An 11235-nucleotide genomic window follows, 5' to 3' on the forward strand; every position below is an offset into this window, starting at 1 on the left:
GTTAAAACCAAAACAAACGTTTTTGTGTGGTATAAACCATATCAATACTTCGTTTGCCTAAAATCTCGCCATCTGCGTGAATGGTTTGTGGAATCGTCGAAACAATTCGAATTTTACTTGATTGAAAATGATGAAAATGCTTAGATTTCCCTTGTTTTTGACGAAGCAATAGGAAAATAAGCCACAAAATTTTAAAAATATTGATTCGTTCCACGACAACTAAGTCCACGACTGCTTTGCGAGGATTGGCCGTCGGCATAATTGATACGCCCCCGCCAAAATAAGGATGATTTGTGACCGTACATAGGAAAGCACGATTAAATGTGTATTGTTTACCATTCATTTCAACTAAAATTGGAAAGCCTTTTTGTTTAAAAAAGACATGAATGATTGAAGAAATATAGGAAAGCGAGCCAAGCTTAAATTTATTTAAGGCTTTTTTTGATGACGATTCGTTGGTTTTTTCCACGATTGCCGCATCTAATCCTAAGCCAACATTATTGGTGGCTAAGCCGATTTCTTCTTGGTTGGCTTCTACATAATGAATCGTTTGAATTTCTTTTGGTCGTCTGGTGCGCAGGATTTGATGCAATGCTTTATCAATATTTCTTGATAATCCCACCCCTCGTGCAAAATCATTTCCAGAGCCGCATGGAATATAGCTTAAAGGAATAGCTGAATCATATGGAAGTAATGAATTAATGACATTATGTAGTGTGCCATCGCCGCCTAGCACGACTAGGATTGGAAAAGTTGAAACGTCTAAGTCTTCAGACCAAGGAAGTAAAGTTGTTTCTGCAAGTTCCTTCGTCAATTCTTTTTCATGTCCAGCGTAATCAGTGTAAAGAGCCGTATATTTAAGTTCTTGTTGCTTGAGTTGTTGAATCACTTTTCTAGCGACTTTTCGGCCATTGCCGCTACTTGCTTGCTCGTTGATAATAAGATAGTAGTGAATGTTCATTGAGCTCCTCCTTTGAATCGCTATTGTCCATTATACCAGAGGGAGGAACTTCTGCGAATAAAGATTGCTTAAAAAAGTAAAAAATGACTAGAAAAAGGCACGAAACAATGCATGAGAGGTGAAAACTGCAAATAAGTGCAAAGTAAAACAGGGCTTTCATTGACTATTTTGACTTTCCATATTAGAATGTGAACTGTTGCAATTGTAACCAAGGTTCATCAACCGAATAGTGTAAATTGCTGAAAATCTTTATAAATAAGGTTTTGTATCGATGTTTTAAATTACTTGCCACAAATTTGCCACAAAAAATTATAAAAAATTTTCGTATCTTGAAATGGATTCTGTTTCCATTTTTTTAGATACGTGTAGATAAACATTTGCGGTCATATTGATCGTGTGATGGCCTAATCGTTCTGAAACAAATTTTATATTAGAGCCGCTTTCTAAAAGATGTACAGCGTGTGAATGTCTTAGCGCGTGCGGTGATAATTTAGGAACATCGGCTAATGTACATATTGTTGTGAAATACGTTCTGTAGTTACACTGTTTTAAGAAGTCGCCTTTTGAATCTGTGAATACAAACTCTTTATTCAATATGAAAGCGTTTGATTTTAAAGAGTGTTCAATTTTCTTTATTTTAAAGCTTTTCAAGAGTTCGATACATTTTTTATCAAGTATAATTGTTCGATAGCTTGATATGGTTTTGGGAGTGGTAATAAAATTTTGATTGTTTTCACGGTATAAAGTTTTGCTCACTGTGAGTTTATCTTCTGTGACATCTTCCCATTTTAACGCTAACGCTTCACCCAGCCTTAATCCAGTTCGAGCAAGTAAAAAAGTAAGTACATAATATTGATAGTTAATGAAAGGTTTTGTCCCTTTATAAGATTCAGCGGTTACTAAAAGATTTTGTAATTCTCTTTTTTCAAAGAACTGAATCGCTGTTTTTCTCTTTTCCGTTTTAGGGTATTTAATATTTTTCATAGGATTAGAATCTATTAATTTAAAGTCGTTAACAGCATCCTCTAAAGCGCTATTAAAAGTTGAACAATAAGATTTAGCAGATTCAATTGATAGATGAGTGCACATTTCGTTTACCCAATTTATGCAATCTATACGACGAATTTCTGTTATTTTATAATAAGCAAATTGTGGTAGAATGTGTAAACGAATTGCTCTATTTAATTTTGCCAAAGTTGATTTTTTAACTTGTTTTTCTTTTAATTTTATCCAACTGCTTAGATATTCCTGAACTAAAATGTCTTTGTTATGTTGTACAACTAGTCCTGAATTTAGCTTTCTTTCTAGCTCGTTTGCTGCAGCTTGTGCATCTCTTTTAGTTCTAAATCCGCTTTTTGAAACTTCTCTAAATTTTCCATTTTCTTTGTATCGAATGCGATAGCGCCATTTTCCATTAGGTTGTTGTTTAATACTTGCCATAATTGATTCTCCTAGTAAATTATTTTTCCAAAGATGAATAAAAAATCTTCGACATGGTACTTTTGATAAAGAGGTTTGTTTTTATTTCCTCGTCTTCGTTTTAGTGATGTATAGATTTCGTTCCCGTATTTTTTTACAACTATCTCAATTCCAAATTCTGTTTTAATAACGTAAAATCCCGCCTTGGTAATATCTTGAGTCAGTTGAATATAAACTAATTCGTCAATATGAAAGAAAGCTATGTCGTCTTTTACAATACCTATTAAATCATAAGTATGTGGAATATCCATTTCATTCACTAAAACTTCCGTATTAATAAAAGTCGTTTTTGATGGCTGCGTAGTGATTTCCAAAGAAACGGATAAAGGGAGTATTTTAGCTTTTTTTCTCTGGGAAAATAATTTTTGTAAATCTGTTTGTTTACACATAATGCACCTCTTTTTCGAATGTATGTTCTTTTTTAGTTGTAAAATAAAAGCTAAAAAGCTTTTATTTTTTTGTATTTAAAAGTTTAGCTTTTTCAAGCCTTTTTTGAAAAGTTTCAGATGAGGGATAATACATTAAAGCTTGATTAAGTACTTTTATTTCAGAAGAATAATCTTTTTGTTTTCTATAAATAATAGCTAATCTAGTAAAAATGTTAGGGGGAGGGCAATTTGAGAACATTTTATCTTTTAAAGATAATCTTAGTGCAGATTCATAGGCTTTAATAGCATTCGGATAATCTTTATTTTGTTCATACGAGTATCCTAAATGTTGATCTTCCACAAAATCGCCAGTAGATTTAAATGGTATAATTTTCCCATTAACTTGAGTTCTTTTTTTATCTTGGTAAGAATATTTGATATTTCCATTTTTATCAATTGTTTTGAAGGCTTTGTGATTTCTTATAATATATTCATATTTTTCAATTGTTTTTCTACCTAATTCAGAAATAATCCATTTTCCAATAATATAATTTTTTGAAATTAAGAAATCAAATTGTTTATGGAAATCTATCCCGTATTCATATAGAAAATATAATGGGATGTTTTCTTTATTTGTACGTGGATTACATATCCACCACAACATTATGATGTGTCCAGGCAATAATCCGTTATTTAATTTTTTCATATTTTCTTTTGGAACTATAACTGAAGGAAAAGTTTTGTATTCAGCTAGTATTCTTTTACACTCTTCTTCGCTAGGTAAAAAAGGAATTGTTTCATATTTTTCCTTGATATAAAATTTTTCTAATTGTTTTTTGTAAGACTGCAAATTAGTAAAAAATTTCATAAAATTAAAACTCCTTATTAATAATAACTGTTATAACTATCAAAATTTGCCGTTTCTTCTAAATATTTCCAATCTACATAGCGCTCAGCCCAGCTAGGAATACCGCAACTTCTCAATAAACATTCTTTAGTTGGGTATTCTGCTAGGTTTACACCATATAATAGAATTTCTATCATGAAGCAATTAGCTTCATACTCATCACCTTGAGCTATAAAACGCATGTTATTACGTGTTAGCTGGTCGGCGTTATTAGTATGCCCACAACAGTGATGACCTAACTCATGAATACAAACTATATATTCCTCTTCTTCTGAATTTCTTGTGTTTAAAAGCAACATAGGTGCACGATTCAATACTGAACGGAAACCTAGAATATTCTTCCCTAAATCCATGTAATAAATAGGTACTCCTAAATAATCACAAAGTTCATAAGGATTGCTTGTATTATATTTTTCTATTAATTTATGAGCTAGTTTTCTAATACGTTGTCTCGACATAAAAGAAACACCTCTTTAAGCTAAATCGTCATGATTGTTTTTTCGATAATCTTTGCGAGTAAATTTCTTTTTGGCGATAAGCTTGGATTGACGTACAACAAACTCTAAAGCTTCAGCTAGTAGTTCAGCATCTTCTTCGTCGATTTCTTCACCATCATTTTTAAAATAAGCTAAGGTATGTTTGTTAGTTAATCCATCTTTCATTTCGGATAACATTTTTTGTACATCTCGTTCATTCTTAGCTGAGAACTGTGGGGTGTCTGTACGACCTAATAAATAGTCAATAGTAACACCAAAGTAGTCAGCAACTATACTTAATTTGTCTGTTCCAGGAGTTCTATTTTTCCATTGATAAATTGTATTTTTCGGAAAACTTAATTCTTCTTCCAATCGAGAAACACTTATGCTTCGTTTTTTACAAAGTTCTTTAATTCTTTCTAACAAATTCATAAACCTTCACCTCAAAGTAAGCTTAAATAACAGCTAAAAAAAATATTAGTTTTCTATTGACAACTAATAAAAACGTTAGTATACTGTATTCATAAGCTAGTTAGTTAGCTAAAAAAGACAAAAGAATAGCGTAGTGATGAACCTAAACGTTTGGCGACGGATAAAGGTTGAATATAAGGCTTATTCACAGTCTTATTTAGCTATGCACTTATACTAATATATATATTAGTGTTTGTCAACATATTAGCTAATAAATTAGCTAATTCAAAACTAAACATAAGGAGGATGTCAAATGTATGTGACAGATTTTGCTGAATTAGCTGAAGTTATGATGAAGCGTAAACAACTTAAGTTAAAAGATATTGCCGAGCATATTGGAACATCATCAGTTTATGCAAAGCAAATAATTGAAGGGTACCAACGTGGAGAAAAAGCAGATTCTTATAAGTTGAAAATTGCTGATTTTTTAGATATTGATCGAAAATATACAAATGTAAAACAACCCATGTAGGAGGTGTAGCCATGTTTTCACAACCAGAAGTGCCAGTACAAGTTAACGTACAAGTGGATAATCAATATCTTGATAAACATCTAAAAGAATATGTTGAACAATATTGTAAAACTTTTTTACAACCTGAATGGTACACAATGTCGGATATGGAAAAAATCACTCGACACAAACGGGCGTGGATTATGCAAAACATTGTTGATGATCCGTATGTAAAAAAGAATAAGCTAGCTAAAAAAGAAAGTGATAGCGTAAATGCGCAATGGCTGTTTGATGCTGAACGCATTAGACCGTTTTTAAAATGGTTATATATCGAATTGCCTGATTATTAATTTTTTTAAGGAGGAAAAAATGGACAACTTAGTAATTATGAAAAACCAACAAGCAGTAACAACTAGTTTACAAGTTGCTGAAGTATTTGAAAAACAACATAAGCATGTTATTGAAGCAATAGAGGCTAAAATTCAATCGGCCGAAAATTCGGCTTATTACCAAAGTATGTTTGTTGAGGGAGAATATAAAGATTCTCGAGGTAGAAAACAAAGATTGTACTACATGAATCGAGATGGCTTTTCTTTCATTGCATTTGGATTCACTGGGAAAAAAGCAGATTCATTCAAACTGAAATACATTGAAGCTTTTAACCAAATGGAGGAACTGCTTAAAACTCAATCAAACTTACCGATTAATAACACAGAATTGTTATTAGAAGCTGCGTTAAAACATGAACGTGGATTGACTCTTGTAAATCAACGTTTAGATAAGCTAGAAACAGAAACAACAATTAATAGAAGCCAACAACGAAAGATACAAGGACTAGTTTCATCAACTGTTATCAAAGTATTAGGTGGCAAAAAAACATCGGCTTATAAGGATTCAAGTATTAAGCAATCAGCATTTAGTAATTGCTATAAACAATTGAAAGCATTATTCGATGTAGCCTCTTATGTAGATATTCCAAAAGTTCGATATGAAGAAGCATTAACTCTAATTCCTAAATGGAAGCCTGACTTGGAATTACAAGCAAGAATTGATATGGCTAATGGAAACAGAGATATGTTTAAAGAAGTGAGCTAGATCAGTAAATAAAAATAAAAGGATAAGCCTAACTTATCCTCAGTTAAAAGTAGTATCAACAATGATTGCTTTTGGATTCATATCATTCTTAATGGATTCAATGATTTCTAAAACAGAAGATTTGTAGTAGTAAGTTTTGCTTGATGCGATTATTTCATTTTCTTCAGTTTTAATCAAAAAATAGTATTTTTTATCAGAAGCTCGTTTAATCACAAAAAACATTTTTGCACCCCGCTTTCAATTGAATTATATCAAAAAAGTATAGGAGGTTAACCATGAAAGCAATCCGAGAAGCACGATTGATAGGTACATTTTTATTGATGATTGCGCTAGGTGTATTACTGAAAACCCACTTTTCAATGCCAATACTAGCAACGTTAAGTGCACCTTTCTTTATCCATTGGTTTTTTAACTGGGATGAAGCGAAGTATCAATACTCTAAAAAAGGAGGCGATGAAAAATGTATGTAGCTGTGGGTGAAGCTAGTAGAGAAACATATGTGATTGGAGAAACACAAGCGGAAGTCTTTAGAAAATTGCTCGAAGAATATCCATATGTTTCATTTGATGAAGGTGTTTATCCAGAGAGATTAAGCATAGTACAAAAAGAGCCCCAATCGTCTGCAAACGAACAGGGCAAATATTGAACAAAAAAATCAAAAATTATTAACTAAGGAGAGTATATCAAAATGAACGAAAAAATTCAAAATTTATTAATGGAACTTGTAAAAGAATGCCAGAGAGGAGAAGTTGCTCTTGTTTTAGCAACTGTTGATCCAGAAAGAATGGAACCATCCAGTGTTTTACTTGCAGGTTCTTTGCCTGAACAAGCAATTGCATTTAATGAATTATTTGAAAAATTTAAAGAAGAAGCACTTGCTCATGATTGTAATTGTCCGCATTGTAAACAAATAAAAGAAGCACTTATTGGTGCAGAATCATCTTCAACTAAACAAAATAATGAGGAAAAACTAGATATATTGTTAAAAGATTTTTTACGAGGTGAGTTGTAATGATTGAAGTAAGAGGTTTAGGTAACGACATTTACGAATTAATGCTAGCAAACGCACAGAATAACATTGTCCAATCTGTTCGGACATCTGCATCTTATGGCAATACAAGTTGTGTGGTAAGCAGTAAAGGAGCTACAAAACCATTTTTAGATCAATTACAAATACAAGGTGTCGATTATATCGAATTGGAAGATGAAAAAATAAAACTATTTTGGGAGGGGTTGTAATGCCTGAATTTGATTCGCTAGGGGCAAGACAAGAGCCGCCTGAAGAAAAAGAAGTGTTAGAGCTAACGTGGGAATACGATGAGGAGGAAGAACAATGATCGAAGAAATATTACACAGTATCAAGAAAGAACAAGAAATTACAAATAGTTTGTTAGAAATTATCGCTAATAGAATAGAACGAAATCGTAAATCAGTGGTTTATTCTTCGGATAATTCAAAGGATGATCTTTTAAAAAGAATTGAAGAACTATCCGAAGAAAACATACTTTTGAAGAGTCGAGCGGAACAAGCTGAAAAGTCATCGAATATAGCTAATGATGAACTTTCTAAATTAAGAATGAGTATCTTTAGTAATCGAAGAATCGGATAGAAACAACTTAATGCTATCTAATTCAAAACCAATAAAATCTGTGTCAAAGCGATTGTTTTTGTATACTTTTTCAATCATTGATAAACAGGATGTGTCCATTTCTAGTTCTAGGTGACCGAGAATCGGTTTGGTAGGAAATATACCAGTAACAATGTCGTAACAGCTATTTTTATTTGGCAAAAGAAAATTAATAGAATGTCTCGTTTCGTCAATCATCAGTACAACATCTGATTTAAGTTTGATAAAAATGACATTTTCTCCACAAAGATAAGTTTTTACTTCGATGAATTCGCCATCAATAGTTTTTTGTAGTTTTGGCTCCATCAAATAATCATACATTAAAATCACTCCTTTAAGGAAAGTGTATCAAATTTATAATACGAACAAAAAGAGAACAAGGAGGTAAGTACGATGAGCAAATCAACGCTTGAAATGACTCACGATGAGTGGTTATTAGATCGTTTAAAGGGTATAGGTGGATCAGACGTTGCAACGATTTTAGGCTTGAATCAATATAAATCCGCTTATCAATTATGGCTAGAAAAAACTGGTCAAATAGAGCTAACCGAGACAGATAGTGAGCCAGCTTATTGGGGAACTATTTTAGAAGAAGTTGTTGCGAAAGAGTTCCAAGAAAGAACAGGAAAAAAAGTTCGTCGTAGAAATCAAGTCTTCGAACATTCGCTCCATCCTTTTTTAAGAGCAAATATTGATAGAGAAGTGGTTAGAGAAAATGCCATTCTAGAATGCAAAACTGCAAATCAATTTTTAGCGAAAGAATGGGCAGGAGACGAAGTGCCATTGAGTTATCTTTGCCAAGTTCAGCATTATATGAATGTTTTGAATAAAGACTATTGTTATATTGCAGTTTTAATTGGTGGTCAGAAATTTATTTGGAAACGAGTAGAACGTGATCAGGAATTAATCGATGTACTGACCGAGCAATTAGTTGATTTTTGGGAAAATAACGTAATCAAAGGCGTTGAACCTATTATTGACGGAAGTAAGGCAACAGCTGACTTTTTAAAGGATAAGTATAGCGACATAGAAGAAACGCAAACTACTTTACCTGCTTCGTTTGACGAATTGATAGATCAAAAAAATGAAATGAAGAAAACCAAAAAAGAGTTGGATGTAGCTATTAGAAAAATTGAAAATGAAATAAAAAGCGAATTGGGAAAAAGAAATGCAAGCATTGGTATTACCAAAAAATATATTGTTGAGTGGAAGGAAATACCTACTAAAAGATTGAACAGTAAAAAGATTGCTGAAAAATATCCTCAAATTGCAGAAGATGAAGAAATATATATGGTTACTAAGCCACGAAGATTAATAGAAAAGGAGATTAAGTAATAATGGCAACAAACGAAACCTTAAAAAATCAATTATCACAACAAAATCAAAAACAAGTTCCTGCGAATCAATTAGGTTTAAAAGGATTAATGAATACTCCTACTATGAAGCGGAAATTTGAGGAAGTTCTTCATGAAAATGCTAATGCTTTTATGTCAAATGTCATGACCTTAGTTTCTAATGATAGCTACTTGGCAGAAAGCGAGCCAATGTCTATCTTAAGCGGGGCTTTAACAGCTGCTACATTAAATTTAGGATTAGATAAAAATCTAGGTTATGCCTATCTCGTACCATTTAATACTAAAAATAAGCAGACTGGCAAATGGGAGAGGAAAGCCCAATTTATTTTAGGATATAAAGGGTATATTCAATTGGCTCAACGGTCAGGTAAATATAAAGCATTAAATGTTATTGAAGTCTACGAAGGAGAGTTACTGAGTTGGAACAGGTTAACGGAAGAATTTGAATTTGATCCAAACGGTAGACAATCAGACGATGTAATCGGATATGTTGGATATTTTGAACTATTAAATGGATTCAAGAAAACTGTTTATTGGACCAAACAAGAAATTGAAGCTCATCGAATCGTAAATAGCAAAGACAAAGAAAAAACAAAATTGAGCGGTGTCTGGGCTACAGATTATAATGCGATGGCTCGTAAAACAGTATTAAGAAATATGTTATCAAAATGGGGAATTTTATCTATCGAAATGCAAGAAGCGACAACTTCAGATGAAAAAGTTCAACAAATGCAAGAAGATGGAACTATTATTTCCGAAACGGAAGTAGAAGAAAATACTACGCTGAAAACAGCAGAAGTAATTAATGAAGCTAATTCAGATTCATTGAATCAAACAGATTTATTTGATACTAAAAATCCACCATTAGAGTAAAGAAGGAGATGTAATGGCAAGACCTGCAAAAGAAGGTTTGGATTATTTTCCTCTTGATGTTGGAATTTTTGAAGACGAAAAAATAGAAGCTATTGCTGGGGAATTTGGTATTAAAGGAGAACTTGCGGTAATCAAACTGCTTTGTGCGATATACAAAAAAGGATATTTCATTTTGTGGGATGATTTATCGCAAGCAACTCTTTTAAAACGCCTGCCTGGAGTAAGTAAGGAAATGCTCAATCAAATAGTGAACCGCTTAGTCTTATGGGGATTTTTTGATAAAGAACTGTTTGACTCGGTCAAGGTGCTTACGAGTGAGAATATCCAAGCGACATTTTTCGAAGCGACAAAAAGACGGAAAACACCAAAACCAACTAAATATATAGTTAATGTCAACAGTAACTCTCAAAGTGAAACAGTTAATGCTGACATTAATACACAAAGTAAAGTAAAGGAAAGTAAAGTAAATAAAAGTAAAGTAAACAAAAAAGAAACAGAAAGTTGCATCAATCCGTCGTCACCTGAAACGTCGGTTGAAAAAGCATTCTTTGAAGAGCCGTTAGGTGAAGAAAAGCTAACGGAGTTAATCCGCTATTATTCACAGAATGTAAGTCCTGCTACTCCTGTTAATATCACTGATTTACAATATGATCTTGCTGATTTTGACGGAGATCTCGAGTTATTGAAAGAGGCTGTTAATATCTGTGCTAGAAATAATGAACGAAGATATAGCTATTTTGCTGGTATTTTGAAAAATTGGCGAGCAAATGGTGTAAAAACATATGCTGATTATCTAAATAACGAGAGAGAACGAGCAGATAAAAAAACACAAAATAAGCAATATCAAAATAAACCTGTTCGGCAAGAAAAGGTGCCTGAATGGATGAATCAAGCGAACGGTGAAGAAGAAAAGCTATCACCAGAAGAACAAGCTGAACTTGATAGACAAATAAAAGATTTTTTGGAGGGAAAATGATGAATGAATTAGTTAAATTAGTGGAAGAATGGGCGAAAGAAAAGCGTTTAGATAAAGCGGAACCCGAAAAGCAAATGCTAAAAGTGATTGAGGAAGTCGGAGAAGTTGGCGCTGCATTGGCAAGAAACAACGAAAACGACCTAAGAGATGGTATTGGTGATGTGGTTGTGACGTTAATTATTCTCGCTATGCAAAA

At 32.7% G+C, this 11235-nt stretch carries 20 protein-coding genes; 12 read left to right on the forward strand and 8 right to left on the reverse strand.

What is annotated here, in order from left to right; translation table 11 throughout:
- Position 1 precedes the first annotated feature (1 nt).
- The 6 genes from HMPREF2810_RS12745 to HMPREF2810_RS12770 form a co-directional block, all read right to left on the reverse strand.
- Positions 2-961: a diacylglycerol/lipid kinase family protein gene (locus tag HMPREF2810_RS12745; protein ID WP_002356498.1), complete on the reverse strand. Its 960-nt coding sequence runs from the start codon at positions 959-961 to the stop codon at positions 2-4.
- 309 nt (positions 962-1270) lie between these two features.
- Positions 1271-2401 (reverse strand): tyrosine-type recombinase/integrase, encoded by a 1131-nt coding sequence (locus tag HMPREF2810_RS12750; RefSeq protein WP_002382561.1) that lies wholly within the window; start codon positions 2399-2401, stop codon positions 1271-1273.
- Positions 2402-2412: 11 nt separating this feature from the next.
- Positions 2413-2829, reverse strand: coding sequence for a hypothetical protein (locus tag HMPREF2810_RS12755; RefSeq protein ID WP_002382562.1), 417 nt, complete (start codon positions 2827-2829; stop codon positions 2413-2415).
- A gap of 61 nt (positions 2830-2890) precedes the next feature.
- Positions 2891-3676: a tetratricopeptide repeat protein gene (locus HMPREF2810_RS12760; protein ID WP_002382564.1), complete on the reverse strand. Its 786-nt coding sequence runs from the start codon at positions 3674-3676 to the stop codon at positions 2891-2893.
- Between the two features lie 17 nt (positions 3677-3693).
- Positions 3694-4173: an ImmA/IrrE family metallo-endopeptidase gene (locus HMPREF2810_RS12765; protein ID WP_002382565.1), complete on the reverse strand. Its 480-nt coding sequence runs from the start codon at positions 4171-4173 to the stop codon at positions 3694-3696.
- Between the two features lie 15 nt (positions 4174-4188).
- A complete protein-coding gene (locus HMPREF2810_RS12770) occupies positions 4189-4623 on the reverse strand; it encodes a helix-turn-helix domain-containing protein (RefSeq protein ID WP_002382566.1) in 435 nt (144 codons plus the stop codon).
- A 292-nt stretch (positions 4624-4915) separates the two neighbouring features.
- Between HMPREF2810_RS12770 and HMPREF2810_RS12775 the strand changes: the two genes are divergently transcribed.
- From HMPREF2810_RS12775 to HMPREF2810_RS12785, 3 genes are read left to right on the forward strand one after another with little or no spacing between them, the layout of a single operon-like run.
- Entirely contained in the window at positions 4916-5134 is a 219-nt protein-coding gene (locus tag HMPREF2810_RS12775) for a hypothetical protein (protein ID WP_002382567.1), read from the forward strand.
- Between the two features lie 11 nt (positions 5135-5145).
- Complete coding sequence (locus HMPREF2810_RS12780; RefSeq protein WP_002382568.1) at positions 5146-5463, forward strand: DUF771 domain-containing protein; 318 nt, start codon at positions 5146-5148, stop codon at positions 5461-5463.
- A 19-nt stretch (positions 5464-5482) separates the two neighbouring features.
- A complete protein-coding gene (locus tag HMPREF2810_RS12785) occupies positions 5483-6208 on the forward strand; it encodes a Rha family transcriptional regulator (RefSeq protein WP_002410221.1) in 726 nt (241 codons plus the stop codon).
- A gap of 39 nt (positions 6209-6247) precedes the next feature.
- On the opposite strand, the gene HMPREF2810_RS12790 is transcribed toward HMPREF2810_RS12785, so the two are convergent.
- The gene (locus HMPREF2810_RS12790) at positions 6248-6430 is read right to left on the reverse strand and encodes a YegP family protein (protein WP_002364224.1); all 183 of its coding nucleotides are present in this window, start codon (positions 6428-6430) and stop codon (positions 6248-6250) included.
- A gap of 53 nt (positions 6431-6483) precedes the next feature.
- Between HMPREF2810_RS12790 and HMPREF2810_RS12795 the strand changes: the two genes are divergently transcribed.
- The 5 genes from HMPREF2810_RS12795 (at position 6484) to HMPREF2810_RS12820 (ending at position 7817) form a co-directional block, all read left to right on the forward strand.
- The gene (locus tag HMPREF2810_RS12795) at positions 6484-6678 is read left to right on the forward strand and encodes a hypothetical protein (RefSeq protein ID WP_002382572.1); all 195 of its coding nucleotides are present in this window, start codon (positions 6484-6486) and stop codon (positions 6676-6678) included.
- Positions 6669-6854: a hypothetical protein gene (locus HMPREF2810_RS12800; RefSeq protein ID WP_002382573.1), complete on the forward strand. Its 186-nt coding sequence runs from the start codon at positions 6669-6671 to the stop codon at positions 6852-6854. The genes HMPREF2810_RS12795 and HMPREF2810_RS12800 overlap by 10 nt, the downstream gene beginning before the upstream one ends.
- Before the next feature lie 42 nt (positions 6855-6896).
- On the forward strand, positions 6897-7220 hold the full coding sequence (locus HMPREF2810_RS12805; protein ID WP_002382574.1) for a hypothetical protein: 324 nt from the start codon (positions 6897-6899) through the stop codon (positions 7218-7220).
- Complete coding sequence (locus HMPREF2810_RS12810; protein ID WP_002382575.1) at positions 7220-7447, forward strand: hypothetical protein; 228 nt, start codon at positions 7220-7222, stop codon at positions 7445-7447. The genes HMPREF2810_RS12805 and HMPREF2810_RS12810 overlap by 1 nt, the downstream gene beginning before the upstream one ends.
- A gap of 94 nt (positions 7448-7541) precedes the next feature.
- Positions 7542-7817 (forward strand): hypothetical protein, encoded by a 276-nt coding sequence (locus HMPREF2810_RS12820; protein WP_002382577.1) that lies wholly within the window; start codon positions 7542-7544, stop codon positions 7815-7817.
- Here the strand turns inward: HMPREF2810_RS12820 and HMPREF2810_RS12825 are convergent.
- On the reverse strand, positions 7779-8156 hold the full coding sequence (locus tag HMPREF2810_RS12825) for a hypothetical protein (protein ID WP_002410219.1): 378 nt from the start codon (positions 8154-8156) through the stop codon (positions 7779-7781). The genes HMPREF2810_RS12820 and HMPREF2810_RS12825 overlap by 39 nt on opposite strands.
- Before the next feature lie 72 nt (positions 8157-8228).
- Between HMPREF2810_RS12825 and HMPREF2810_RS12830 the strand changes: the two genes are divergently transcribed.
- From HMPREF2810_RS12830 to HMPREF2810_RS12845, 4 genes are all read left to right on the forward strand, one after another.
- Entirely contained in the window at positions 8229-9170 is a 942-nt protein-coding gene (locus tag HMPREF2810_RS12830; protein WP_002382578.1) for a YqaJ viral recombinase family nuclease, read from the forward strand.
- Positions 9171-9172: 2 nt separating this feature from the next.
- The gene (locus HMPREF2810_RS12835; RefSeq protein WP_002382579.1) at positions 9173-10063 is read left to right on the forward strand and encodes a recombinase RecT; all 891 of its coding nucleotides are present in this window, start codon (positions 9173-9175) and stop codon (positions 10061-10063) included.
- A gap of 13 nt (positions 10064-10076) precedes the next feature.
- Positions 10077-11039: a Lin1244/Lin1753 domain-containing protein gene (locus HMPREF2810_RS12840; protein ID WP_002382580.1), complete on the forward strand. Its 963-nt coding sequence runs from the start codon at positions 10077-10079 to the stop codon at positions 11037-11039.
- Positions 11039-11235: MazG-like family protein (locus tag HMPREF2810_RS12845; protein ID WP_070635617.1), on the forward strand; the 197-nt coding region annotated here is incomplete at its 3' end. The genes HMPREF2810_RS12840 and HMPREF2810_RS12845, both read left to right, overlap by 1 nt.

This window comes from Enterococcus sp. HMSC078F03, assembly GCF_001811595.1.
In the GTDB taxonomy this organism is placed as follows: Bacteria; Bacillota; Bacilli; order Lactobacillales; family Enterococcaceae; genus Enterococcus; species Enterococcus faecalis.

Excerpts from the sequence above, each read along its gene's own strand:
- HMPREF2810_RS12790 (WP_002364224.1), bottom strand. The coding sequence starts at position 6,430 with ATGTTTTTTGTGATTAAACGAGCTTCTGATAAAAAATACTATTTTTTG.
- HMPREF2810_RS12745 (WP_002356498.1), bottom strand. The coding sequence starts at position 961 with ATGAACATTCACTACTATCTTATTATCAACGAGCAAGCAAGTAGCGGC.
- HMPREF2810_RS12755 (WP_002382562.1), bottom strand. The coding sequence starts at position 2,829 with ATGTGTAAACAAACAGATTTACAAAAATTATTTTCCCAGAGAAAAAAA.
- HMPREF2810_RS12800 (WP_002382573.1), top strand. The coding sequence starts at position 6,669 with ATGTATGTAGCTGTGGGTGAAGCTAGTAGAGAAACATATGTGATTGGA.
- HMPREF2810_RS12835 (WP_002382579.1), top strand. The coding sequence starts at position 9,173 with ATGGCAACAAACGAAACCTTAAAAAATCAATTATCACAACAAAATCAA.
- HMPREF2810_RS12775 (WP_002382567.1), top strand. The coding sequence starts at position 4,916 with ATGTATGTGACAGATTTTGCTGAATTAGCTGAAGTTATGATGAAGCGT.
- HMPREF2810_RS12785 (WP_002410221.1), top strand. The coding sequence starts at position 5,483 with ATGGACAACTTAGTAATTATGAAAAACCAACAAGCAGTAACAACTAGT.
- HMPREF2810_RS12825 (WP_002410219.1), bottom strand. The coding sequence starts at position 8,156 with ATGTATGATTATTTGATGGAGCCAAAACTACAAAAAACTATTGATGGC.
- HMPREF2810_RS12750 (WP_002382561.1), bottom strand. The coding sequence starts at position 2,401 with ATGGCAAGTATTAAACAACAACCTAATGGAAAATGGCGCTATCGCATT.
- HMPREF2810_RS12810 (WP_002382575.1), top strand. The coding sequence starts at position 7,220 with ATGATTGAAGTAAGAGGTTTAGGTAACGACATTTACGAATTAATGCTA.
- HMPREF2810_RS12770 (WP_002382566.1), bottom strand. The coding sequence starts at position 4,623 with ATGAATTTGTTAGAAAGAATTAAAGAACTTTGTAAAAAACGAAGCATA.
- HMPREF2810_RS12780 (WP_002382568.1), top strand. The coding sequence starts at position 5,146 with ATGTTTTCACAACCAGAAGTGCCAGTACAAGTTAACGTACAAGTGGAT.
- HMPREF2810_RS12830 (WP_002382578.1), top strand. The coding sequence starts at position 8,229 with ATGAGCAAATCAACGCTTGAAATGACTCACGATGAGTGGTTATTAGAT.
- HMPREF2810_RS12805 (WP_002382574.1), top strand. The coding sequence starts at position 6,897 with ATGAACGAAAAAATTCAAAATTTATTAATGGAACTTGTAAAAGAATGC.
- HMPREF2810_RS12795 (WP_002382572.1), top strand. The coding sequence starts at position 6,484 with ATGAAAGCAATCCGAGAAGCACGATTGATAGGTACATTTTTATTGATG.
- HMPREF2810_RS12760 (WP_002382564.1), bottom strand. The coding sequence starts at position 3,676 with ATGAAATTTTTTACTAATTTGCAGTCTTACAAAAAACAATTAGAAAAA.
- HMPREF2810_RS12840 (WP_002382580.1), top strand. The coding sequence starts at position 10,077 with ATGGCAAGACCTGCAAAAGAAGGTTTGGATTATTTTCCTCTTGATGTT.
- HMPREF2810_RS12765 (WP_002382565.1), bottom strand. The coding sequence starts at position 4,173 with ATGTCGAGACAACGTATTAGAAAACTAGCTCATAAATTAATAGAAAAA.
- HMPREF2810_RS12820 (WP_002382577.1), top strand. The coding sequence starts at position 7,542 with ATGATCGAAGAAATATTACACAGTATCAAGAAAGAACAAGAAATTACA.